Here is a 24,037-nt window from a genome sequence, read left to right on the forward strand (position 1 = left end):
TGATGATCTGCAGTGGGCTCGAACCACTGACCCCCACCCTGTCAAGATGGTGCTCTCCCAGCTGAGCTAGCAGATCGTATCGGAGAACAATTAATATAATATCAGGCTGCGATTTAAGTGTCAACATTTTTTTGAAAAATATAAAACAGCGACCCTTCCGGCGATCCGGAAGGCATATTAGACTACTATTTTTTTGGAATGAACGAATACTTCGCCGCATGATCCGGGAACAATGAGCGATAAAGCCTGTTTCAGGCCGTTGGCGTTTCGAAACGGGCAAAAAGGTTGTATAAGTGAGTAAACCGGCTAAAGGAGTGGCATACCATGCCGAAAACATGGCGGTACAAAATTTGGGGCTGCTGCCTGATCGTTTGGCTTTCCGGCTGTTCGGCGGGCCAGTCCAGCGCGAACAGCGGCGACGGCTCCCCGGTGATGAAAGATATCTACAACCGGTCGGTCCCGGCAGACGTGTACTCCAAAGGCGAAATCACCCCACCATGATCATGCGACCAAGTGCAAGAGAGGCAGCCGCCGCTGCCTCTCTTTATTCTTCATCCCATTTGCGGGAATATCCTTTTTTCGTCACGTAAATAAAAGAATAGATCAATACGGCAGACATTACCGCGCAAAGAAAGATCGTGAACCCCATCCCCATATCGCCCTTTCGGCTCCTCTCCGTGATTATAGCTTAACTATACATGAAATTCATTTTTTTGTATAATAATCGAACCGTGCTTTTTCGCAAATGGAAGCGGCAAACGGAACAATGAATGACGAAGGAGAGGTTTCATCATGGCTGCCGAAATCATCACCGTGACGACGCCGGAACAGCTGCAGCAAGCTCTGGACATCCGGAAGAAAGTATTTGTCGAGGAACAGCTCGTTCCCCTTGATCTTGAGATCGACGAGCACGATACGATCAGCGAAGACGCGCATCATATTTTGGTGCAGAACGAAGACGGGGGGTACGTCGCCACCGGGCGGCTGATCTACTACAATAACGACACCGCCAAAATGCAGCGGATTGCCGTGCTTAAGGAGCATCGCCAAGGAGGGTACGGCCGCATTCTGTTGATGGCGCTCGAGAACCGCGCGCGCGAACTGGGGCTGGCTTACTCCATTTTGGATGCGCAGTGCCAGGCCGAAGGCTTTTACGCCAAACAGGGCTACGAGACCATCTCCAAGGAACCTTTCGACGACGCCGGCATTCCCCATGTCCGCATGAAAAAATCGCTGTAAGGCGAATAACGGCTCTTTTGACAGGGGATGCTAAATGAAGCCCGCAAGCTGGGCATCTCACCTGTAAAGGAGCGATGACACAATGGGAACTCCAGGCCGTGAACATTTTATCGCCGTGCAAAAAAACGGTGACGGAGATTTGACTGCGTTCAAAACCTCGTCGGGGCGTGTCCTCAATTACGAGGAAGCGATGCAGGAAGTCAAGGCCGGTGCGATCGCCGGCGTGAACGTGTTTAAAGGAAGGGACGGGGAAATGTATATCCGCGGCGACGCGGATGGCGATCCATCAAACAATTTGGATAATTTGCCCCGCTTTGAATAGGATAACGCAAAAATCCGGTGCAAGCATGTCCCCATGCCTGCGCCGGATTTTTTTTGGGCTCCCCGAAAAGCATCCGAACCCGCTTCGGAGCCGAAGACGCGCTTTGCGGGGGTTGTTTTGCGAAGCCTCAAACCGTATAAATGCGCCCCTGCTCCATGAAGGTCATGCCGGCCGTTTTGCCAACGAAATCATCTTTGTTGTCCCCGTAATGCATCAAATAAGTCATGCCGCGGATGCGTTCCGGAAGGCTCCTTAGCTCGGTCAGCGTCGTGTGGACGTTGCCCGGACCTTCAAGCTGGCAGTCGTGCATGATCATGCGGCACCCGCGCTGCTCGACCAATCGCTCCAGCAGTTCGGGATCGAAGACCATGTCGGAGCTGTAGAACAGCTTTTCGTTTATGTACAGGGAATAGCTGTTTTTTCCCGGAATATGCCGGTTCGGGATCAGCTCCAACCGGATATGGTCCGAAATGTCATAAGGCTTGTTCGGCGCAAGCGGGCAAACCTCGAACAGATCTTCCAAGCAGGTGATTTCCCCTTCCTGATACAGGCCCCCCTTTAACGTATGCTCCCACAAGATTTCGGTCAACGTCTCGGCAATGTACAACTTGATTTTTCGTTTGTAGGTGAACTTCATTTTAAACCCGAGCTCTTCGAGCCCGCCGACATGATCCGCGTGGATATGGGTGATAAGCACGGCGTCCACGTCCTCGAAGGATTTGCCGAGCCGGTGCAGCGCAAGCGGAGCGGTCACTCCGCAATCGATCAAAAGCGTAAACGCACCGTCCCGAAGCAAAGCGTTGTTGTTGAAATAGTTTTTGGCAAAGGCGCTGCCCGTGCCGATCATTTGCAATTCCAAATTCAAAACAATGTACCTCCCGCGTTGGTTTAGAATTCATTATATACCATAAGTTCCACTTTTGTTTTCATCTCCATACAATGCAGCAAAGGCATTTAGGAAAGCGGGGGCTTAGGGCATGGTTAAAGGCAAAAAACCGGCGAAAGCCAAAGGGGAAAAGGTTTATAAAGGCATGAGGCTCGTCACGTCGGATGTATGCGAAGCTTGCAAAACGCCTTGCGAACGCGGCATGGCCTATGCGGCACGCATGAGGGAACCCGGCGCCGTCGGCAAAGGCGTTCCTTGCATATTAACCAAGGTGAAATAAACGCCTTGCACGAACACAACCCAAACCTGCGCGATTGCGCAGGTTTTTTCGATACCAAGAACGCGCATTTCAATTTTTAGGAAATTTCAGAGTTGAAAAATTAACCTGATAAAAGGATGGTTGGACCGCAACTTGCGTACTTACTTTTAGTATATATATACAACAGCATGAAGGAAATGGAGGGAATTAAAGGATGAGAAACTGGAAAAAGATATTGGTATGCGTCTTCGCCTTCTCCCTGATGGGCAGCTCCGTCATGTTCGCGGATTCGGTGTCCCAGAAGATCCGGGTTTGGATCAACGGCCAGGAAGTGCAGGACGGCGGTTACGTCATCGACGGCAAAACCTATGTCCCTATCAGGGAATTCAACGGTGTGGTCACGTACGACGGCGATTCCAACCAGGTGAAATTCATTAAGCCGAATGTGCATATTTTCCTGTTCAAAGGCGATACGGTGTTCGGCAATGTCAATAAAGGCAAGCTGAAATTCAACGTATTTTGCCAAGTGGACAGCCTTTCGGAGAACGTGTCTTCCGTCAAAGTCGCCATCACCGATCCGTCGGGCAACGTGAAGGACATCCAGTCGCAGGATCTCGGCAGCGGCCAAAAGGACAATTTTTGGTTCCGCACATACGATTTTACATACGACTTTAAGGTGGCCGGCAAATACAAGGTTGGATTTTACATAAAAGCTTCCAAAAACGCCGATTACGAACTGGTTGCCGAAAAAGTGATCACCGCTCTGAATTAAAAACCCCTTTTTGGAATAGGATAAATTGACCAGAGCCTTCCGGCGTGATACGATACGAAGGTATGACTATATAACCTAAAGCGAGGTTTTTGTAATGAGCGATCACACACATGAGCACGGCGATGCATGCGGCCATGACCATGATCACGATCATGAGCATGAAGAATTTGTTTTGACGCTGACCGATGAGCAAGGAAACGATGTAGAGATGGTTCTTGTCGAAACGTTTGACGTTGGCGAGAATTTGTACGCATTGCTGCTCGAGCGTGAAAATCCGGAAGCTGACGGCATCATTCTGCGCGTGGAAGAAGAAAACGATGAGATGATGCTTTACAATATTGAAGACGAAGAAGAATGGAATGCTGTGGAAGCGGCTTACAACGAGCTCGTTGCCCAGCTGGAAGACTGATTCTTCGCGAAGCGCCCCGAACGTAAAGAAACCCGGCACCGCGATAAGCGGTACCGGGTTATTTTGTTTCCTTTTCGGATTAGAAGATCGGATCGGTTTCGACGATGACCTTGACGTTTTGGATATAGCGGTCCTCAGGTCCTTTGACGGGAAGGCCGACATCCACATGATCCACGATGTAATCGATGTTGTCCTGGGAAATGACTTCGCCCGGAAGCAGGATCGGAATTCCCGGAGGATAGACATAAATGAACTCGGCGATGATCCGGCCGGCGGATTCCTTGAACGGAATCACTTCCGTGTCCCCGTAGAAAGCATCCCTTGGAATGAGGGAGAGCTGGGGAATTTCCGGAATTTTGACGATCAGTTCATTGGCCGTGTTGACGTTGTAATACGTTTCCGACAGCTTGCGGAGAGCTTCAAGCAGGATCGAAACCGTCTCCTCGTTGTCGCCCGGCGTGACCAGGCAAAGGATGTTGTACATATCGCTCAGCTCGACTTCGATGTTGAAATGATCGCGCAGCCAGTTTTCCGTTTCGTAACCGGTAATGCCCAAATGGCGGACATGGATGGTCAGCTTGGTCGGATCGTAATCGAACGTGGCTTCCCCTCCGAGGATTTCGTCCCCGAAGCAGTACAAGCCGTCGATTTCGTTGATGCTGCGGCGGGCTTTTTGCGCGAGCTCAATCGTTTTTTGCGCCATGTCGTGGCCGTTGATCGCCAAATTGCGCCGGGACGTGTCCAGCGATGCCAGCAGCAGGTACGAGGTCGAGGTGGTCGTCAGCATGCTGATGATCGTCTGCACGCGCTGCGGGTTGACGTAACCGTTTTTCGTGTTCAGATTCAGCACCGAGCTTTGCGTCATGGAGCCCCCAAGCTTGTGGACGCTTGTGGCGGCCATGTCCGCGCCGGCTTCCATCGCCGACATCGGCAAATCCTCATGGAAATGGATGAGCACGCCGTGAGCTTCGTCCACGAGGACGGGCACATGGCGGCTATGGGCCAGGTCGACGATTTCCTTCAGGTTGGCGCAAACGCCAAAGTACGTCGGATTGATGACGAGCACCGCTTTCGCATCCGGATGGCGGTCCAGGGCGCGCTGTACGGATTTGGTCGTGATGCCGTGGTCGATGCCCAGATTCTCGTCGCGGGCCGGGGAGACGAATACCGGTTTGGCGCCCGAAAAAATGATGGCGGACATGACCGATTTGTGAATGTTGCGGGGGACGATGATTTTTTCTCCCGGCGAGCATACGGACAGGATCATCGTCATGATGGCGCCGCTTGTCCCCTGCACGCTAAAATAAGTATAATCCGCGCCGAAGGCGTCGGCGGCAAGCTTTTGCGATTCTTCGATGACGCCGGTCGGCTGGTGCAGGTCATCCAGCGGCGCAATGTTGATCAAATCTATGGATAGGGCGTTGTCGCCGATAAACTCTCTGAACTCGGCGTCGGTTCCCATGCCCTTTTTATGTCCGGGAATATGAAACTGTACGGGATTTTTTGCCGCATGCTCCTTCAGAGCGGTAAATAGCGGCGTACGGCGATGGTCCATCGTATGCTGTCACAACCTTTCATCTGTTAAAATTACAAGGATGAGTATAGCAAAATGGGGGGCGATTGCAAGCACGCATTTTGCTCCCTCGTGAAAATATGGAAAGATTATGGGGTACATTATAAATATGCTTCATTTTCATGCCTGGATTTATGAATGGAAATTTCGCCAACAAGGAATAAAGGAGTGAGAACATGCCGCCGAAAGCGGGAGCGGCTGCCGCCGTGCAACGGCTGCGGTCCCCCTTTTTTATAGGACTGCTTATCATCATCTTTTTGGTCGAATTCATGAAAGGATCGCTGCTAGTGGCCGTATTGCCCGTATATATGAAAAACTCGCTCGGGCTGTCGGCCCATACGATCGGAATCGCGTTTTCCCTTCAGTATATCGGCGATAACCTGTTTCGGAGCCCGTTCGGATGGATCGGGGAAAGGCTTGGGTACCGGAAAACGATGGCAGGGGCGTTAATCATGACGGTTATTGCCGTTTGCATGATTGCGTTTTTATCGGGGGCGCTTTGGCTATCGTTGGCCTGCTTTATTCTCGGGCTGGGCACGTCGCCGCTGTGGCCGACCGCCATGACGGGGACGACGGAAATATCGGGGCCGCGAGGCAGCAACGGGCAGGCGATGGGGACGCTGGAAATGGCTTCGCTCGCCGGCACCGGCTCCGGGCCGATCGTCATGAATTTTTTGATGGACCGGACAGAAAAAAATTATCATACCGCTTTTTTGATCCTGATCGGCGTCGGCATCATTTTGGTGCTTGTCGCGCTTATGCTGCCGTCAAAAGTGAAAATCCCGCTCCATGCGGCGGCCGCATCGGCGGCTGAAGCGGGGAGAGGTTTTATGGCGGTTTTCGGCGGCAAGCTCGTCCAACTGTTCGGAAGCGTCAAGGCGACGCTGCACGAAGTCAGAACGACGCTGAAGGTGAGCTGGATGGTATATCCCGCGCTGTTTCTTCAATCGTTCGTCATCGGGCTTTTAAGTCCGGTCATCACGTTATACGTGCAAAACGAGCTCCGCCTTTCGCCGAACATGTACAGCCTGCTGCTGATCGCCGGGGGAGGAATTACGGTACTGGCCTTGATTCCGAGCGGCAAGCTCATCGACCGGTTCGGAACGGGACCGTTTTTGAATACGGGGTTCCTGCTGGCCGCGTGTTCGCTCAGCGTCTTTTCGATGGTGCGTTCCTTGCCGCTGATTTTTGTTTTCGTATGCATTGTCGGCGTCAGCTACGCGATGATCCTCCCCGGCTGGAACACCTTCGTGTCGCAGCTGGTTCCCAAAGGCGAGCGCGGGGCGGTATGGGGATTTTTCCTTACGCTGCAAGGGTCGGGAATGGTCGTGGGGCCGATCGTGTCCGGCCAGCTGTGGGACAGGCTGGGGCATTCGTCGCCATTTTTGGCCAGCGCGATCGTGATGGCATTGCTTTTCGTGATCCACCTTATCCTCTCGCGGCGAATGAAGGCCGCACTCCAAGTCTCTTGAACGCGCCATGACCCAGGTAGCCAATGCTTGGAAAACAACAAAAGCTGCATCCGTTCCGGCGATTCGCCGCGAACGGACTGCAGCTTTTTTAACATTGCAGCGTTGCAAATTTCGGGGCTCCCCGCAAAGTACCTGAATCAGCTTCGAAGCCAAGGCACCACGTGTTAGTTAAACGGCTAAAACGCCATTTTGTACAGGGGAAGCAGCGTCTCGAAGGTGGATTGGATCAGGGAGACCAGCTCCGGTCCGTTTTCCAGCACCGCTTCGCCTTTCGGGATGCGAAGGCCGCAAAGCACTTCGGCTTTTTTTACTTTTTCCAGCCTTTCCGCCATCTGCGAGAAGTCTTTTGCGCTCATCTCCGCATGGGGCGTGAAGCCCGGATCCATATGGTCCATAGACCAATAGAAATGGTCCGGCAAGCTTTTTTTCACTTTGCTGCGGTTCTTTTCGAGATGCTTCGCGAAAACCACCTTGTTTTGGCTTTCGTAAATGACGGCAAAAATGATGAACAGATGGGATTCGAACATCCCGACCTGAAAATGGGGCAGCGCTTTGTATCCCCTTTTGCTGGCCGCCCAGGCTACCCAAGTGTCATTGGGCGGATTGATGGTGCGGCGGGCGTGTTTGGCCACATGGGGGAACATTTCTTCGCCGCACAGCGCCGACAGGAACGGAGTCATTTCCCGCCCCAGCTCCTCGAGCTTCGGTCTGACGTTTGCGATCAAAGCTTCCATCCGGGGTTCGAGCCCGGGCACGGTAAAAACTTCAAAATCCTTGGATCGGAATCCTTCAAACGGCATGTTGCGCCTCCTCTAGTACGATGGATGTGACGTTTATTTTAACCTGGCCGCGCACGCTCAGCTGCCTGTTTGGCAGAGGCGGGAGGCGGGTAAAAATAGTCAATAAACCAAGTTACCCTTACATAAGATAAAGTATAAAATAGAACAAAACCTTTTTTCAACGTACCCGGGACGTTAAAACATTCACCCTTTCCCGCAACGCAAAGTCATGCATAATCCTAAAGTCGCAGGTTGTTCGTCAAAGGCGGTCCAAAACTGAAGGAGGGAGTGCCGTGAACAAGAGCTATGAAGTGGAGTATTGCAATCTGGAGCTTCGGTTTAACCGGCGGCATATTCAGGACCTGATTAAGGAATTGATACAGGAGGGATATTCCCTGTACTGGAGCGAAAACGAATCGTTGTTCATCGTTTCCGTCAGAACGGGGCGCAAACTTGTCAAGCTGCGGTTTAACCGGACAAAAAACGGCTACAAAATGGTTGGGGATTACGTCATCCGCGACGCCAAACTGGCGGAGTGGATGGAGAAGCTGATCGAGGATACGCGGGGCCATGCGGTGGTCAAAAGGTTCAAGGACCGCCAGATCCTGGTGGAAAGCATTTTATTCGGCGAAGTCATCCGTTTGGTTGAAATATCCGGATACCAGCAAAGGGTGCTGTATCAAAAGGGGCCGTTCATGACAGAGCAAGAGATATCGAAGCTCTATTTCTCGAAGGAAGGCGAAATGCGCCTGCTTCTGCTGCGGCTGGAAGTGGATGATGAGCTCGAACGGCTTCATGAGGCGCTGCAAAACGGGGATGAGGAAAAAGCGGAGCTTAGCCGCCAAAAGCTGGCCGAAATGTCCAAACAGCTGCTTATGCTTGAATGGTGACGTTTTCGTCGGGATGGATCCGATGTTCCGGATGGTCGGGGATGATATGAAGCAAAATAAAAGCAAGTGACGGAAGCACCTCTGCCGGCAAGCGGGGTGTTTTGTCACGAGATGTTTTAAATCGTGGGGTTCACTTTGGCGCGTAAACACGCTAAAATAGGCTTATTCTAAATTTTTCCCTAAAAAAACAAGTAAAGGATGGAGGACCATATGTCGAAGCAACAAATCGGTGTTATTGGCCTTGCCGTCATGGGCAAAAACTTGGCTCTCAACATTGAAAGCAGAGGTTTTACCGTTTCCGTATTCAACCGTTCCCCGGAAAAAACCGAGGCCCTTCTCGAAGAAGCGAAAGGGAAAAAACTGACGGGCACTTTCTCCATGGAAGAGTTTGTCGAGTCGCTCGAGAAACCGCGCAAAATTTTGATCATGGTACAAGCCGGCAAAGCGACGGACGCTACCATCGAGCAATTGATTCCGCTTCTGGACGAGGGCGACATCATTATCGACGGCGGCAACGCTTATTTCCCGGATACGCAGCGCCGCAGCAAAATGCTTGAAGAAAAAGGCTTCCGCTTTATCGGCGCAGGGGTTTCCGGCGGTGAAGAAGGGGCTCTTAAAGGACCATCGATCATGCCTGGCGGACCAAAAAGCGCTTATGAGCTGGTCGAGCCGATCCTGACATCGATTTCCGCCAAAGTGAACGGCGAGCCTTGCTGTACATACATTGGTCCGGACGGCGCCGGCCATTACGTCAAAATGGTGCATAACGGCATCGAGTATGGCGACATGCAGCTGATCTGCGAAGCCTACCATCTGCTGAAGGATGCGCTGGGTCTCGGCGCGGAGGAGCTGCACCAAATTTTCAGCGAGTGGAACAAAGGGGAGCTTGACAGCTACCTGATCGAAATTACCGCCGACATCTTCTCGCATAAAGATGAAGACACGGGCAAACCGATGGTCGACGTCATCCTTGACGCCGCCGGCCAAAAAGGAACCGGAAAATGGACAAGCCAAAGCTCCTTGGATCTCGGGGTTCCGCTGTCCATGATTACCGAATCGGTATTCTCCCGCTTCCTGTCCGCCATGAAGGAAGAACGCGTCGAAGCAAGCAAAATCCTGAGCGGTCCAAAAGCGGCGCCGTTCCAGGGCGACAAAGCCGAATTCATCGAAAACGTGCGCAAGGCGCTGTTCGCCAGCAAAATCGTATCCTATGCCCAAGGGTTCGCCCAACTTCGCGTCGCTTCCGACGAATACGGCTGGGATTTGAAATACGGCGACCTGGCAAGAATCTGGCGCGGAGGCTGCATCATCCGTTCCCGCTTCCTGCAAAACATCACGGACGCTTACGAAAAAAATCCGGGGCTCAAAAATCTGCTTCTTGATCCGTTCTTCAAAGACATCATCGAGAACTATCAAGACGCATGGCGCCAAACGGTGTCCGCTGCCGTTGGCCGCGGCATTCCGGTGCCGGGCTTCTCGAGCGCGCTGGCTTATTTCGACAGCTACCGCACCGAAAGACTTCCTGCGAACCTGCTGCAGGCGCAGCGCGATTACTTCGGCGCGCATACGTTCAAACGCGTCGACAAGGAAGGCGTCTTCCATCACAACTGGATCCAGGAATAAGAGGAGCGTGAGCCGTTAGGACCGTTCGCCGGAAGCCGGCGGGACAAGCCCGTGCATCGCCTCCCGAAGGCAGATCCGGATCCGCTCGTCTTGCGCATGGCCTGCCGCGGAGCGGTCCAGCAGCAAAAGCGCGGCTTCGCCGAAGAACTGGAAATTTTGCAATAATCGTGGCTTGGGGAGCTCCAGCAGCGCTGGTTCTCCTTGAGCCACTTTTTGTTGCACGTAATGCAAAACCCATAACATATCCTCCCGGCAAAGGATATGGCGCGGGTCGGCAATTTTTTTGATTCTTGACAACGTTTCTGGCGAATGGGAACGGGATTCTGGCATGACGGATGCTTCCACTCCTTACGATACTCCGATTTTTTCCTGAAAATCGCATCGCTAGTCGTCGTATTTATAGTCCATAGAATGTATATGCTAGACTGGCAAAAAATAGACTGCCGATGGATCCAGCTATGGATCGGGCTTCCCATCCGTGCAGCAGCGGCAATTCAGGGTATATTAGCGGGCATATGCGGGATAACCAGGCGAAGGAAGACCGAATGGTTTTGCGAGATTGTCGAAACTTTTTGGCCTGTGTTATGATATGAAAAAGCTTGAGAATGACAGGAAGCAAATGGGGTGCAGGATTGAGCCAGACGAAACGAAACATCATATTGATCGGAATGATGGGGACAGGGAAGTCGACGGTCGGCGACATTTTGGCGAAGAAGCTCGGATATTCGCTGGTCGATTTGGATGCGGCCATCGTGGCCGAAGAAGGCATGACGATTCCCGAAATGTTCGAGCTTCACGGGGAGCCTTATTTCCGCAAGGCGGAAACCGGCGTTTTGCGCAAAATATTGGCGCAGGACGGCAGCAAGGTCGTGGCCACCGGCGGCGGCTGCGTTTTGCGCGAAGAAAACCGCGACCTTATGCTGCAAGGCGGATTCGTGGTCGCCCTCACGGCCGATGCGGAAGCAATCGTAAACCGGGTAAAAGGCGACGCCAACCGGCCGCTGCTCGCCGGCGACGCGGAGGAGCGGGTCCGGACGATTTTGAAAGAGCGCAAGGACGCCTACAGGTTTGCCCACTGCACGGTGGACACGAGCCGTCTCGGCGCCGATGAAGTGGCGTTGAAAATTTTAACGCATTACCGCGTCTAAGCCGTTTTGTGTTAAGATAGTATAAAAGAGGATTTAAGGGACGGGCATTCGCAAGAAAACCGGGAAACATAAGGAAAACGTCTATCGGCGTATTTTGACAGAAGACAGGCCGCACTTTGCGGGGATTTTCCTTGAGATATAGGGAAGGAATTCGCTTCTTATATCTAAAAAAAACGGCAAGCCCTTATCAGGCCTGCCGCTTTCGTCAAGTCATTAAGCTTCGTCTTCGTTCCATTGGAGCATGCCGCCCGTCATGTTGACGCATTCGATGCCAAACTGCTGCAGATATTGACATGCTCTCATGCTGCGGCCGCCGCTGCGGCAAATCATGATGACTTCGCCTTCCTTCGGTATTTCATCCAGGCGGTCCGGAATTTGCCCGAGCGGGATATGTTTCGCTCCGCTGATCATGCCCTGCGCGACTTCGTCATCCTCGCGGACGTCGATCATCTGGAGCGTTTCCCCGGCAAGAAGGCGCCGTCTCAATTCGGACGGTTCTATTTCACGAATGGACGTCATATGCAATAACCTCTTTTCAGTTGTCGTTATTTTGGACTTCGCAAAAATTTCCGATTCAGTCGGTTAAGGGAAACAAGATGCGGACAAAATGCGGTCCGTTCCTTCGAATGCTCCCATGCTTGAAAGCCGCTTGTTTCGGATTTTTGCAAGATCCCTTATGTAATTATATTAATGATAACCAAGCTTTAAACGGGCTGTCAAATCGCACTTGCATTCCGGCTGAAGCGTGAACTTATTCGAGAAGGAGACATGGGGCATATGGATTTGATCGTTAAACCGACTCCGCGGTTACAGGGGGAAATCGGAGCGCTTTCCTCCAAAAACTATACGACGCGTTATTTGCTGGTCGCGGCCTTGGCCGAAGGGACCAGCACGGTATATTTTCCGGCTCATAGCGAGGACAGCGACGCGATGCGCCGCTGCATTCAGGATTTGGGAGCCGTGCTTGTCGAAGACGAGGAAAAAGCGGTCATTACGGGCTTCGGCCGCCATCCGCGGGACGTGAAAGAACTGAACGTCGGCAATGCGGGAGCCGTTCTCCGATTTTTGATGGGCATCGCTTCGCTTTGCCCGGACGTGACGTTCGTGAATACATATCCGGATTCGCTCGGCAAACGTCCGCACGACGACCTGATTGTAGCGCTGGAGCAAATGGGGGTTGAGGTGGAGCATAACGACGGCCGCCTGCCGATCCGGATTCGCGGCGGACGGCCGAAAGGCGGCCGCATTCAAGTCTCCGGCTCGGTCAGCTCGCAATATTTGAGCGCGCTTTTGTTTTTGACGCCGCTGCTTGCGGAAGACAGCGAAATCGAAGTGACCGGCGACCTGAAATCGAAGGTCGTTGTCGGCCAGACGCTGGAGGTGCTGGAGCAGGCGGGCATCGTCATTCATGCGAGCGACGATTACATGCGGTTCCGCGTCCCGGGCAGCCAATCCTACCAGGCGAAAACGTACACGGTCCAGGGCGACTATCCGGGCTCGGCAGCCGTTCTCGCCGCCGCCGTGGTGACGGAATCCGACGTGCTCGTCAAACGCCTGCCGGTGGAAAGCAAGCAAGGGGAGCGGGCCGTCGTAGACGTGCTGCGCATGATGGAAGCGCCGCTGACGCATGAACATGACGAGGTGCACGTCAAGGGCAACGGGAAGCTGAAAGCGGTCGAGTTCGACGGCGATGCTGCGACCGACGCGGTGCTGGCGATGGTGGCGGCCGCCGTGTTTGCGGAAGGAACGTCGCGTTTCTATAACGTGGAGAACCTTCGTTACAAGGAATGCGACCGGATCACCGATTATTTGGCGGAGCTTCGCAAAGCCGGGGCGAACGTGGAGGAGCGACAAGCCGAAATTATCGTCCACGGGCGTCCGGAAGGCGTCGAAGGCGGCGTGGAGATCAACGCCCATTACGACCATCGCGTCATTATGGCGCTGACGATCGTCGGGCTGCGCGCCAAACAGCCGATCACGATTAAGGACGCGCATCACGTCGCCAAATCCTATCCGCAGTTTTTTGAGCATATGAAGGCGCTTGGAGCGCAGGTTGAATGGGTAAAATAAAATAGCGGATTATCATAAGCTCATATCATGAAGTTCATATAATAAGGAAGAAGGGATCGAACATGGCATTCGAAAATCCGACGCGCGACGAAATCAAGGTGATTTTGGAGCAGGCCGGGAACATAGCGGTCGTAGGATTGTCCGACAAACCGGACCGGACCTCCTATATGATCGCCGAGGCGATGCAAAACCGCGGCTACCGGATCATCCCGGTCAACCCGAATGCGGCGGGAAAGCATATTTTGGGCGAAACCTGCTACGCATCGCTGAAAGAGATCCCCGAGCCGGTCGATATCGTGAACGTGTTCCGCCGGAGCAAATATTGCGCGGACGTGGCCAGGGAGGCCGCTGAAATTCATGCGAACGTGCTGTGGCTTCAGCTCGGCATCGTCAGCGACGAGGCTGCGGCGATCGCTCAAGAAAACGGCATGAGAGTGATCATGGACCGCTGCATCAAGGTGGAAGAGGCGGTTACGCAGCCGGACCGTTCCGGTCACCGGTAACCGGCAGGCTAAACATCTCCGGGGAGCGAAGCTTCCCCGGGGATGTTTTTGTGCCTGCCTAAACGGGCGGACGCTAAGATCGGAATATGCAAAATCCTTTTTGACAAAACGTTGATCTAAGCTTACCATTTGAAATATGCGCAGATTTTGCAAGGATAGGCAAGCTGGGATTTTGCAAATTCTGATCTGTTTTTTGAAAGGAGAGTGCCTTTTCTTGAATTGGCTCGGATCACTGCAGCAGCTCGGAAGAGCGGTTATACTGCCCACGATGGTCCTTCCATCAGCCGCCATATTGCTGAGCGTAGGCAGTCTTCCCTGGGCCGCATGGGGTCTTCCTCACGTCGCTGAGGTTTGCACGTGGGCCGGACAGGGCATTTTCTATTTCCTCCCGTATTTGTTTGCGGTCGGCGTGGCCTGGGGGCTTTCGAATCAGGCGGGACCCGCGGGGCTTGCGGCGCTGGCGGGCATGTTTATTTACGACCAAATCACGCGGCATTTGGGCAGCGGCGGCATCCAGCCCACGACGCTGATCGGCGTCCTGTTCGGGATTTTGTCCGGCGTCGCCTCGAACCGTTATAAGCATATCAAACTCCCCGAAGCGGTGCAGTTTTTTGGCGGGTCGAGGTTTGTCCTTTTGTTTATGGGCTTGTTTTCAACGTTGTTTTCTTGGGTGCTGCTTTTCATCACCCCGTATTTGCAGAAAGGCCTGGATGAACTGACGCTGCTCATGAGTCATTTGGGCGGTTTCGGCTTGTTTTTGTATGGCATTTTGTACCGGGTGCTGACCGCATTCGGTTTGCATCATCTGCTCAACAACATTTTCTGGTTCCAGGCGGGTTCCTACCAAACCCCTTCGGGGAACATCGTGCAGGGCGACCTGCCGCGCTTTTTTGCCGGGGACCCGACTGCGGGCGGCTATATGGCCGGCCTGTTCCCGATCATGATGTTCGCGCTGCCGGCCATCGCGCTGGCCATTATACAGGAAGCGCGCGAAGACTTGAAACCGAAGATAAAAAAGACATTTTTGACGGCGGCGCTCGTATGTTTTTTAACAGGGGTGTCCGAGCAGATCGAGTTTGCGTTTTTGTTCGCCGCGCCGTATTTGTTCATTTTGCACGCGGTGCTCTCCGGGGCCGCCATGTGGCTTACCTATGAACTGGACATTCATCACGGCTTCTCCTATTCGGCGGGGGCCATCGATTTTTTTCTCAACCTGCATTTGTCCCATCATGCGTGGCTGCTGATTCCGATCGGCATCGGCTACGGTTTCGTCTATTATTTTTTGTTCCGGTGGGCGATCCGCAAATTCCAGATTCCGACGCCGGGGCGCGAGGAAGGTTCGACGCTCGAGGATTGGGCGGGAAGCATTCCGTATCAGGCTCCGCTTATTTTGGAGGCGCTCGGCGGCAAGGACAACATCGTCCAGGTCGAATCCTGCATCACCCGGCTTAGGCTCACCGTCAAAAACGACAGGCTTGTGGACGGCAACGCGTTGAAGCTGCTCGGCTCGGCAGGATTGATCAAGCTTGGCGGAGGCAACGTTCAGGTCGTGTTCGGCACGTACTCCGAACTGATCCGCGAGGAAGTGAACAAGCTGCTTCAGCGGGATTTGCCGCGGGTGCTGTTCAGCGCGCCGGTGCAAGGCCGGATGCTTCCGATCGAGGAGGTTCCGGATCAGATCTTCGCAGCCAAGCTCGTCGGCGACGGCGTCGCCTTCATGCCGGAGCGGGGAGAACTGGTCTCGCCCGTGTACGGCACGATCGTTCACATCTATCCGACGATGCATGCGATCGGTATTTCCACGCCGGATGGCCTCGAAGTGCTGCTGCATATCGGCATCGATACTTCCCAGCTTAAGGGAGGGCATTTTACGGCGGTCGTTAAAGAAGGCGACGCGGTCGAACCGGGTCAGCTGCTTGTCAAGTTCGACCTGGCTTACATTAAGGCGCATGCCACCTCGATCGCGACGCCGATGGTCATTACGAATCCGGACCGCGTCAAATCGTGGAGCTTCGCCCCGTTCAAAGCGGTCAAAAAAGGGCAGACATCGGTTATGTCCGTAGTATTACACGACAGAAATGTTGGGGGTTTGGAATCATGATACAAGGCATCGGAGCATCTGCCGGCATCGCAATTGGAAAAGCATTCGTTCTGCCGAACTGGGAATGGGATTTGCCCGAAACCGGTATAGACGCAGTTGATCTGGCCAATGAGTTTGAGCGGCTGTATGAAGGGATACGCACCTCCAAAAACGAAATCGAATATATCAAAAACGAATTCCGGGATATCGTCGGGGAAGAGGAGTCCAGCATTTTCGACGCCCACCTGGCCATTTTGGACGATCCGGTGTTCATGAACGAAATCCAGGGCGTGATCGAACGCCAATACAAGGCGGCCGAAGTGGCGGTCAAGGAAGCGATCGACCATTTCGTCACGATGTTTGACCTGCTGGATGACGAATATATGAAAGAACGGGCGATGGACATCAAGGATGTCGGCAACCGCCTGCTGAAGCATCTGCTTGGCGCGCCGGAGATTACCCTTCCGGCGGATACCCAGCCGTACGTGCTTGTGGTAAAGGAATTGTCGCCTTCCCAGCTGGCGCACCTGAACCCTGCCCATGTGCTCGGCGTCGTTACGATGCTGGGGGGCAAAACGTCGCATGCCTCCATTATGGCCCGGGCGCTGGGCATTCCGCTCGTCGCGGGCATCGAAGGCAAGCTGCCGGACCCGATTCAAACGGGCGATCTGATCGTTATGGACGGCGAATCCGGACGGCTGTTCATCAACCCGGACAAAAAAACGGTCGATCAATTTGAATGCGCGCGGACCGAACAGCAGGTACGGAAAGAGCGCTTGGAGCTGCTCGCTTCGGTCGACGCCGTCACGAAAGACGGCACGGAGATGCGTTTGTCGGCTAACATCAGCTCGGTGAAAGAGCTGGATATGGCCGTGAAATACGGCGCGCTTGGCGTCGGTCTGTTCCGGACGGAGTTTTTGTACATGGACCGCGCCAGCTTCCCGAGCGAAGAGGAACAGTTTGAGGTTTACCGTCAAGTCGTACGGAAAATGGAAGGACGCCAGACGGTCATCCGGACGCTGGATATCGGCGGGGATAAGCAGCTCGATTATTTTCCGCTGCCGCAGGAGGACAATCCGTTTCTCGGTTACCGCGCGATCCGGATCAGCCTCGAACGGCAGGAGCTGTTCCAGACGCAGCTGACGGCCATTTTGCGCGCGAGCGCGTACGGCAAAACCAAAATCATGTACCCGATGATTTCCTCGGTGGACGAAGTGAGACAAGCCAACCAGGTGTTGCGCCGGGCCATGGCCGATCTGGACGCGAGGGGCATACCGTATGATCCCGAAATTCCGGTCGGCGTGATGATTGAAATTCCGGCAGCGGTCACCATCGCCGATTTGCTGGCGAAGGAATGCGATTTTTTCAGCATCGGCACGAACGACCTGGTTCAGTACGTACTGGCCGTGGACCGGATGAACGAACAGATCGCCCATATGTACCATCCGTACCATCCGGCGATCATCCGCATGCTGCGCACGATCGTGGAAGCGGCCCGCCATGCGGGCATTCCCGTCAGCGTATGCGGGGAAATGGCGGGGGACGAGCGGTCCATACCGCTCTGGATCGGGCTTGGCGTGCACGACTTGAGCATGTCGATCCAGTCGCTGCTCCGGGTGAAGCACCGGATTCTGAACACGTCCGCCGAAGATGCCCGCGCGGCCGCCGAGGAATGCTACAAGCTGACGACCGGCGCTGAAATCGACAAGCTTCTGACGGATTTTAACGAATCCAGCCGTTTTGAAAATCAAAAACCTTGAAAGACTCAGGGAAAAACAGCCACGTTTCGTGAAGCGAACATCCGCCGAAGCATGTTTATGGCGGATAGGCGACCCAAAACCCCGGTACTCGTAACAGAGTGCCGGGGTTTTTTTGCAGCAGAGGTCTATAAGAAAGTGATGGGCTTTTTGGTAAATAAAACAGCGGCGCGCGGGAGGAAGGAATTGCGGAGGGCAGGGGCGAATACCATCAGCAGCTGAAATATTAGCACTCATTCGAGCAGATAGATAGAAAGAATTAAAGTTTTTACTCGTCCTTCCTTGATCCACGGGGAATATCCGTTTCAAAAATGTGACTTGCTTTAATTCAATCTATATAGATAGAAAAGATTGAGGTGGGGTATTGTGTCAATGAAATGCAGCTGCGAACAAAGCCTGAAGCTGGAGCTTCGGACCGTAAAATACGCCCGGAGCGTAACGATCCGCCATGTGCCGGTGCTTGTTTGCAATCAATGTTTGACGTACGAGCTTATACCTACGATGAGATCCGATTTAAAGAAATATGTCGAATTGCTGGGCCCCCGGCCGAAACAAACGACCTTTTCGATGAAGGATTACCACGAGCTGGCCGATGTGATTTACGGTGTGCTGGCCGATGCCGCATGTCCCAACGAAGGGCTGGACGCCAAAATTGAGCACGAAATACAGGAGCGGATCAACCTTCTTTTGGATATGTATCGATTGGCCGAAAGCATGAACGACGATGGCTGGATTTCAGACATTCGCCAGCGGCTCTCACAGCTGTCCGTAATCCTGCCGGAAATGAATGTCTTCCATGCCGATGTATGAAAACACAAAATTTTCAGAATTATTTTCATAGTTCGTTGGATTTTTCACGAAGTTTTTGATACGATAGAGGAAGGAATGAATCGAAAAAAGGAGATGTATATCAAATGGCGACGATGACCAAACTGACTACTAGCGAGGAGCTTAAGTCCGCATTGGCAGCTTCGGTTGACAAGCCCCTGCTCCTGTTCAAGCACAGCACCCGCTGTCCGATCAGCACAGGCGCCTATCGGCAGATGATGTCATATTTGGAAGACGAGCCGAACGAAGACGTAGAATACGCATTGATTCACGTTGTCGAGGATCGCCCGGTCTCGCTTGAAGCGGCCGATTTGCTTGGCGTGCAGCATGAATCTCCGCAGGTTATTTTGGTCAAAAATCAGGCGCCCGTCTGGCATACATCTCATTCTAATATCACTGAGGATGCTTTGAAACGGCATCTGAAAGGATAGTAAAGCGTTATCATTGCAGAATGCGACAATTTGTCGTATCATAATTTTAATGGGTTGACGAGTGAAAATTTATTGGCAATGGAGAGAAGGAATTTGACGGTAACCATTTACGATGTGGCACGTGAAGCAGGCGTATCGATGGCAACGGTATCGCGGGTTGTAAACAACAACCCCAACGTGAAGCCTCAGACCCGGAAAAAAGTTTACGAAGCAATCGAACGTTTGGGATATCGCCCTAATGCGGTGGCAAGAGGCCTTGCCAGCAAAAAGACGACGACGGTCGGGGTGGTCATTCCCGATATCTCGAACTCTATTTTTGCGGAAATTGCCCGGGGCATTGAAGACATCGCCAACATGTACCACTATAATATCATTTTGTGTAACGCCGACAAGAAGAAGGAAAAAGAAATCCGCGTCATCAACACGCTGCTCGAGAAACAAGTCGACGGCCTGCTTTTCATGGGCGGCACCGTAACGGAAGAACATATTCAGGCATTCCAGACTTCGGCCGTTCCGATCGTGCTTTGCGCGACGCGGGACGAGCAGGGGACCTATCCTTCCGTCGATATCGACCACGAAGCGGCGGCGTTTGACGCCGTTAATACGCTCATCCGCCACGGACACCGCGAAATTGCGATGATCAGCGGCACGCTGCAGGATCCTGCCAACGGCTATTCCCGTTTCCAAGGCTACAAAAAAGCGCTGGAGAATGCGGGCATCGAATACCAAGAGGATCTGGTCCGCATCGGCAATTACCGCTACGAGTCCGGCGTGGAAGCGATGAAATATTTCCTGGGGCTGAAGAAAAAGCCGACGGCCGTTTTTGCGGCCACGGACGAAATGGCGATTGGCGCCATCCACAGCATTCAGGACGAAGGCCTGAAAGTGCCTGACGACTTCTCCGTCATCAGCGTCGACAATACGCGCATGGCTTCCATGGTGCGTCCGCTGCTGACGACGGTAGCCCAGCCGATGTATGACCTCGGCGCGGTTGCCATGCGGCTTTTGACGAAGCTGATGAAGAAGGAAAATGTGGACAACCCTCGGGTGATTTTGCCGCATGAGACGATTTTGCGTTTATCCGTAAGCCACGTGAACGAATAAGAAATAGAAACGATATGAAAAAGGTTAACATACGCTGAAAAAAAGCTCCCGCCAGGAGCTTTTTTCACATGCCGGTCTTGAAACATCAATTCAGAACAAAGGGGAATGAAAGATGCAGGAAACCATCGGAATCATCGGGGCAATGGACGAAGAGGTGGAACTGCTTTTGGCCGGAATGACCAGCTCGGAAACGGTCGAGAAGGCCGGAATCCGCTATCATAAAGGAACATACCGCGGCAAAAACGTCATCGTTTGCAGATCGGGAGTCGGGAAAGTAAACGCGGCGGTGACGACGCAAATTTTGATCGATTTTTTCGGCGTGTCGAAGGTGCTGTTCACGGGAGTCGCGGGTGCCGTCCATCCGGAGCTGAATATTGGGGATATCGTCGTGTCTTCCGAATGCCTTCAGCATGATATGGACGTTACCGCGCTTGGTTTCGAACGGGGAGTGATCCCTTATCAGGAGGTTTCCGCTTTCCAAGCCGACAAGGAACTGATCGCGCTTGCCGAGCAAGCGTGCAGGGAATTGGGCGAAGTGAACTGCCGCGTCGGACGCGTGCTTTCCGGGGACCAGTTTATCGCCAGCGTGGAGCAGGTCGCGTGGTTCTATGAACATTTGCAGGGAGCTTGCGTGGAGATGGAAGGGGCGTCGGTCGCACAGGTTTGTTACATGAACGGGGTGCCTTTTGTGGTCATTCGTTCGATGTCGGACAAAGCCGACGGTTCGGCGCATGCGAACTTCGCCGAGTTTACCGTGGCGTCTTCGCGCCGTTCGCACGCGATTTTGGATTACATGCTTGAACATATGTGAGGATTTTGCAAAACTCTGATGTAACAAAATAAGCTTTTAAAAAAGAAGAAGCTGCCCGAGACGGCCGACATTGGCCGGGGGCGGCTTCTTGCTTTTGAAAAAGAGGTAGGCTGTTAGTATTGATTGCTGCGGCCAAACAAATAGGCCTCCTGCAAGCCATGGCGCTTGAACGCGGGACGGCCTACGTTTCTGGTGCTTAAATGTGTTTAAACAATTGGGATATATCAATAAAATGAACTTTAATACATGAAACGATGCTGAAAACGAACGCGGTCGAATTGTTCCTTCGACGAAAGCGGGACGTCCCGGCCGATTCTGACCATCAGGCAGTTCGCGGGATGCGAGCAAATTTCCGGATCGTCGGTCGCATACCAGACCATGTCGACGACCTTCATCAGCCGTTCCATCATCTTGCGGTAATCCCATACGCTGAGCCCGCTGCTTTTCAAGTCCCAGTGCCAATAATATTCGGTCGTGAACACGATATATTGTTCCATTTGCCCACCCTCGAAGGCGGTTTTGATCATTTTCTGGCCAAGCCCGAGCGAACGGTAGTCGTTGGCCACTTCGATCGCGCCGAGCTCGATCAAATCCTGCATATGGCCTTGGGACCAGCGTTCCTGCTCGTCCGGGTAATGGAAGGTTACGTAGCCGACGATGACGTTTTCTTCCCGGGTGATGATGATTCTGCCTTCCTCCAGGCCGGCGATCTCCACCAGCGCTTCGTGCTGGTCGTTCGGACGGCGGAAAGCGTCAAGGTCGGGATGCATGGTCAACTCGGACAATCTTCCGGGCGGCACGGGTCCTTCAACGACCAGGCAGCGATCGCCAAGAGGCACGGTTTCGACATGGTACAGTTTAAGGTGTTCCATCTGGACGCTCCTTTCAGCTTCTAACCTACTTATAGCAAAAAAACAATTAAATGAAAAGCGATGGCAGGAATTTTCATCCTATGTTATAATGATTTCTGACATAAAACAGTCACAATTTTTGATCTGAACATCTGCCAGACCTGCTGTATCATGTATTTCGCTTAACGGAATCATCGAAGCTTTGTTTTGAAGACTGATTGCGTGTGTATGTTGTCATTATGGCATGAACTCATACAGATTGTAAGCGCTGCCCTATCAATTTTTGGGAGAAACAGAGGGAGGATGAAAGAAATGGATCAAAATCAAAACGAAATTCTGCCAAGCGTCGCGACAACGTCCAACCTGGGCGATTATGAACAAGCCCGCTCGAAGTTCCAGTGGGAGGAAGTGGAGAAGCACTTCAGCTGGTACACGACAGGCAAGGTCAATATGGCGTACGAAGCGATCGACCGCCATGTCGAGGAAGGCCGCGGCGACAAAAAAGCGCTGCTTTACAGCGACGCTTCGCGTGATGAAAGCTATACCTTCGCCGACCTGAAGGAGCAATCCGATAAATTCGGCAGCGTTCTCCGCAAATACGGCATCGGCAAGGGAGATCGGGTGTTTATTTTCATGCCCCGCAGTCCGGAACTCTATGTTTCTCTCATGGGCATTTTAAAAGTAGGCGCGGTTGTCGGTCCGCTGTTTGAAGCGTTTATGGAAACGGCCGTCAAGGACCGGCTCGAGGACAGCGGCGCGGTTGCGCTCGTTACGACCAGCCAGCTGCTTGGACGCGTGAAACGCGACGAACTGCCTGATTTGAAGCATATTTTCGTGGTAGGCGATCAAGTGGAGGATGACGGCCAAATCCACGATTTCTTCGGCGAAATGAAGGAGGCTTCTTCCGAGCTTCAAATCGAATGGCTTGAACGCAACGACGGCTTGATCATGCATTACACGTCCGGTTCGACCGGCAAGCCGAAAGGTGTCTATCATGTGCAGAACGCGATGGTTCAGCACTATTATACGGGCAAAATGGTGCTCGATCTGCGCGAAGACGATATTTACTGGTGTACGGCCGATCCGGGCTGGGTTACGGGGACCTCGTACGGAATCTTCGCCCCATGGCTGAACGGCGTAACAAACGTCATCCGCGGCGGCCGTTTCAGCCCGCAGGACTGGTACGGCACAATCGCCAAAAATAAAGTGACGGTATGGTACAGCGCGCCGACGGCGTTCCGTATGCTGATGGGCGCCGGATCGGACGTCATTTCCCAATTTGATCTGAGCAGCCTTCGCCACGTGCTTTCCGTCGGGGAGCCGCTGAATCCGGAAGTCGTCCGTTGGGGACAAAAGGTTTACGGCCAGCGCATCCACGATACGTGGTGGATGACGGAAACCGGCGGGCATTTGATCTGTAACTACCCATCCATGGCCATTAAACCGGGTTCGATGGGCAAACCGATTCCAGGGGTGGAAGCCGCGATACTTGATGACAACGGCAACGAGGTGCCGCCTTACACGATGGGCAACCTGGCCATCAAAACGCCGTGGCCGTCCATGATGAATCAAATTTGGAAAAATCCCGCCAAATACGAGGAGTACTTCCGTATCCCCGGCTGGTATGTCTCCGGCGACTCGGCCTTCATGGACGAAGAAGGCTACTTCTGGTTCCAGGGCCGCGTCGACGACGTGATCAACTCCTCCGGCGAACGGATCGGACCGTTCGAAGTCGAAAGCAAGCTCGTCGAACATCCGGCCGTAGCCGAAGCCGGCGTCATCGGCAAACCCGATGCGACGCGGGGCGAGATCATCAAAGCGTTCATTTCGCTGCGCGAGGGTTATCAGGAATCCGAAGAACTCAAAAACGAAATCTACAAATTCGTAAAAGAAGGCCTCTCCGCTCACGCGGCGCCGCGGGAAATCGAATTCCGCGACAAGCTGCCGAAAACGAGATCCGGCAAAATCATGCGCCGGGTGCTCAAAGCTTGGGAGCTGAACCTGCCGACAGGCGACCTTTCTACGATTGAGGATTAATCATACAATATCTACCCATTGATCAGGAAGCACCGGATAATGTATCCCGGTGCTTCTTTTTTTCGTGCCGGCCAAGCGCAAAAGGGGAAGGGGCAAAGGGCAAAGCTGCCGTGCTTGCCTTCCCGCCATCGCTTCAAAAAGCGCAATTTCCCGTTGCAGGCTTGGAACGGACACAAAAAAAGCTTACCCTGCA

25 protein-coding genes and 1 tRNA gene are annotated in these 24,037 nt (G+C 53.2%); 19 read left to right on the forward strand and 7 right to left on the reverse strand.

Annotated elements, in window-relative coordinates; genetic code table 11:
• Window positions 1-3 precede the first annotated feature (3 nt).
• Window positions 4-76: transfer RNA gene (locus tag GQY55_RS09925), tRNA-Val, on the reverse strand.
• A 248-nt stretch (window positions 77-324) separates the two neighbouring features.
• Between GQY55_RS09925 and GQY55_RS09930 the strand changes: the two genes are divergently transcribed.
• The 3 genes from GQY55_RS09930 to GQY55_RS09940 all read left to right on the forward strand — a co-directional run bounded on the left by GQY55_RS09930 (window position 325) and on the right by GQY55_RS09940 (window position 1,561).
• Window positions 325-501: a hypothetical protein gene (locus GQY55_RS09930; protein WP_160040810.1), complete on the forward strand. Its 177-nt coding sequence runs from the start codon at window positions 325-327 to the stop codon at window positions 499-501.
• Between the two features lie 291 nt (window positions 502-792).
• On the forward strand, window positions 793-1,239 hold the full coding sequence (locus GQY55_RS09935; protein WP_160040812.1) for a GNAT family N-acetyltransferase: 447 nt from the start codon (window positions 793-795) through the stop codon (window positions 1,237-1,239).
• A gap of 82 nt (window positions 1,240-1,321) precedes the next feature.
• Window positions 1,322-1,561, forward strand: coding sequence for a DUF3892 domain-containing protein (locus GQY55_RS09940; protein ID WP_160040814.1), 240 nt, complete (start codon window positions 1,322-1,324; stop codon window positions 1,559-1,561).
• 127 nt (window positions 1,562-1,688) lie between these two features.
• Here the strand turns inward: GQY55_RS09940 and GQY55_RS09945 are convergent, their stop codons facing one another.
• Complete coding sequence (locus GQY55_RS09945; RefSeq protein WP_160040816.1) at window positions 1,689-2,426, reverse strand: MBL fold metallo-hydrolase; 738 nt, start codon at window positions 2,424-2,426, stop codon at window positions 1,689-1,691.
• Window positions 2,427-2,538: 112 nt separating this feature from the next.
• Here GQY55_RS09945 and GQY55_RS09950 point away from each other — a divergent pair, with 112 nt between their 5' ends.
• The 3 genes from GQY55_RS09950 (at window position 2,539) to GQY55_RS09960 (ending at window position 3,887) form a co-directional block, all read left to right on the forward strand.
• Entirely contained in the window at window positions 2,539-2,727 is a 189-nt protein-coding gene (locus GQY55_RS09950; RefSeq protein WP_160040818.1) for a hypothetical protein, read from the forward strand.
• Between the two features lie 193 nt (window positions 2,728-2,920).
• The gene (locus GQY55_RS09955) at window positions 2,921-3,478 is read left to right on the forward strand and encodes a copper amine oxidase (RefSeq protein WP_160040820.1); all 558 of its coding nucleotides are present in this window, start codon (window positions 2,921-2,923) and stop codon (window positions 3,476-3,478) included.
• Between the two features lie 94 nt (window positions 3,479-3,572).
• Complete coding sequence (locus GQY55_RS09960) at window positions 3,573-3,887, forward strand: DUF1292 domain-containing protein (RefSeq protein ID WP_160040822.1); 315 nt, start codon at window positions 3,573-3,575, stop codon at window positions 3,885-3,887.
• A gap of 79 nt (window positions 3,888-3,966) precedes the next feature.
• Here the strand turns inward: GQY55_RS09960 and GQY55_RS09965 are convergent, their stop codons facing one another.
• The gene (locus GQY55_RS09965) at window positions 3,967-5,442 is read right to left on the reverse strand and encodes an aminotransferase class I/II-fold pyridoxal phosphate-dependent enzyme (RefSeq protein WP_160040824.1); all 1,476 of its coding nucleotides are present in this window, start codon (window positions 5,440-5,442) and stop codon (window positions 3,967-3,969) included.
• A 194-nt stretch (window positions 5,443-5,636) separates the two neighbouring features.
• On the opposite strand from GQY55_RS09965, the gene GQY55_RS09970 reads away from it, so the two are divergent.
• Window positions 5,637-6,932 (forward strand): MFS transporter, encoded by a 1,296-nt coding sequence (locus GQY55_RS09970; RefSeq protein ID WP_160040826.1) that lies wholly within the window; start codon window positions 5,637-5,639, stop codon window positions 6,930-6,932.
• Between the two features lie 176 nt (window positions 6,933-7,108).
• On the opposite strand, the gene GQY55_RS09975 is transcribed toward GQY55_RS09970, so the two are convergent.
• On the reverse strand, window positions 7,109-7,732 hold the full coding sequence (locus GQY55_RS09975) for a DUF1054 domain-containing protein (protein ID WP_160040828.1): 624 nt from the start codon (window positions 7,730-7,732) through the stop codon (window positions 7,109-7,111).
• Window positions 7,733-8,004: 272 nt separating this feature from the next.
• Here GQY55_RS09975 and GQY55_RS09980 point away from each other — a divergent pair, with 272 nt between their 5' ends.
• A complete protein-coding gene (locus GQY55_RS09980; protein ID WP_160040830.1) occupies window positions 8,005-8,601 on the forward strand; it encodes a hypothetical protein in 597 nt (198 codons plus the stop codon).
• 210 nt (window positions 8,602-8,811) lie between these two features.
• Window positions 8,812-10,224, forward strand: coding sequence for an NADP-dependent phosphogluconate dehydrogenase (gene gndA / locus GQY55_RS09985; RefSeq protein WP_160040832.1), 1,413 nt, complete (start codon window positions 8,812-8,814; stop codon window positions 10,222-10,224).
• A 15-nt stretch (window positions 10,225-10,239) separates the two neighbouring features.
• Here the strand turns inward: gndA and GQY55_RS09990 are convergent, their stop codons facing one another.
• Window positions 10,240-10,521, reverse strand: coding sequence for a hypothetical protein (locus GQY55_RS09990; RefSeq protein ID WP_236575524.1), 282 nt, complete (start codon window positions 10,519-10,521; stop codon window positions 10,240-10,242).
• Window positions 10,522-10,829: 308 nt separating this feature from the next.
• On the opposite strand from GQY55_RS09990, the gene GQY55_RS09995 reads away from it, so the two are divergent.
• A complete protein-coding gene (locus GQY55_RS09995) occupies window positions 10,830-11,372 on the forward strand; it encodes a shikimate kinase (RefSeq protein ID WP_160040836.1) in 543 nt (180 codons plus the stop codon).
• A gap of 213 nt (window positions 11,373-11,585) precedes the next feature.
• On the opposite strand, the gene GQY55_RS10000 is transcribed toward GQY55_RS09995, so the two are convergent.
• Entirely contained in the window at window positions 11,586-11,891 is a 306-nt protein-coding gene (locus tag GQY55_RS10000; protein ID WP_160040838.1) for a rhodanese-like domain-containing protein, read from the reverse strand.
• A gap of 258 nt (window positions 11,892-12,149) precedes the next feature.
• Between GQY55_RS10000 and aroA the strand changes: the two genes are divergently transcribed.
• The 8 genes from aroA to GQY55_RS10040 all read left to right on the forward strand — a co-directional run bounded on the left by aroA (window position 12,150) and on the right by GQY55_RS10040 (window position 20,956).
• Entirely contained in the window at window positions 12,150-13,442 is a 1,293-nt protein-coding gene (aroA, locus tag GQY55_RS10005) for a 3-phosphoshikimate 1-carboxyvinyltransferase (RefSeq protein WP_160040840.1), read from the forward strand.
• A 62-nt stretch (window positions 13,443-13,504) separates the two neighbouring features.
• On the forward strand, window positions 13,505-13,945 hold the full coding sequence (locus tag GQY55_RS10010; protein ID WP_160040842.1) for a CoA-binding protein: 441 nt from the start codon (window positions 13,505-13,507) through the stop codon (window positions 13,943-13,945).
• A gap of 214 nt (window positions 13,946-14,159) precedes the next feature.
• The gene (locus GQY55_RS10015) at window positions 14,160-16,046 is read left to right on the forward strand and encodes a glucose PTS transporter subunit IIA (RefSeq protein ID WP_160040844.1); all 1,887 of its coding nucleotides are present in this window, start codon (window positions 14,160-14,162) and stop codon (window positions 16,044-16,046) included.
• On the forward strand, window positions 16,043-17,785 hold the full coding sequence (ptsP, locus tag GQY55_RS10020) for a phosphoenolpyruvate--protein phosphotransferase (RefSeq protein ID WP_160040846.1): 1,743 nt from the start codon (window positions 16,043-16,045) through the stop codon (window positions 17,783-17,785). The genes GQY55_RS10015 and ptsP overlap by 4 nt, the downstream gene beginning before the upstream one ends.
• A gap of 363 nt (window positions 17,786-18,148) precedes the next feature.
• Complete coding sequence (locus GQY55_RS10025; RefSeq protein ID WP_160040848.1) at window positions 18,149-18,592, forward strand: hypothetical protein; 444 nt, start codon at window positions 18,149-18,151, stop codon at window positions 18,590-18,592.
• 104 nt (window positions 18,593-18,696) lie between these two features.
• Window positions 18,697-19,041: a bacillithiol system redox-active protein YtxJ gene (ytxJ, locus tag GQY55_RS10030; RefSeq protein WP_160040850.1), complete on the forward strand. Its 345-nt coding sequence runs from the start codon at window positions 18,697-18,699 to the stop codon at window positions 19,039-19,041.
• A 93-nt stretch (window positions 19,042-19,134) separates the two neighbouring features.
• The gene (ccpA, locus tag GQY55_RS10035) at window positions 19,135-20,145 is read left to right on the forward strand and encodes a catabolite control protein A (RefSeq protein WP_160040852.1); all 1,011 of its coding nucleotides are present in this window, start codon (window positions 19,135-19,137) and stop codon (window positions 20,143-20,145) included.
• A gap of 112 nt (window positions 20,146-20,257) precedes the next feature.
• Window positions 20,258-20,956: a 5'-methylthioadenosine/adenosylhomocysteine nucleosidase gene (locus GQY55_RS10040; RefSeq protein ID WP_160040854.1), complete on the forward strand. Its 699-nt coding sequence runs from the start codon at window positions 20,258-20,260 to the stop codon at window positions 20,954-20,956.
• Window positions 20,957-21,195: 239 nt separating this feature from the next.
• Here the strand turns inward: GQY55_RS10040 and GQY55_RS10045 are convergent, their stop codons facing one another.
• Entirely contained in the window at window positions 21,196-21,828 is a 633-nt protein-coding gene (locus GQY55_RS10045) for a GNAT family N-acetyltransferase (RefSeq protein WP_160040856.1), read from the reverse strand.
• A gap of 291 nt (window positions 21,829-22,119) precedes the next feature.
• Between GQY55_RS10045 and acsA the strand changes: the two genes are divergently transcribed.
• On the forward strand, window positions 22,120-23,844 hold the full coding sequence (gene acsA, locus GQY55_RS10050) for an acetate--CoA ligase (protein ID WP_160040858.1): 1,725 nt from the start codon (window positions 22,120-22,122) through the stop codon (window positions 23,842-23,844).
• The last annotated feature ends 193 nt before the right edge of the window (window positions 23,845-24,037 follow it).

Source organism: Paenibacillus sp. USDA918EY (assembly GCF_009870825.1).
In the GTDB taxonomy this organism is placed as follows: domain Bacteria; phylum Bacillota; class Bacilli; order Paenibacillales; family Paenibacillaceae; genus Paenibacillus_AQ; species Paenibacillus_AQ albilobatus.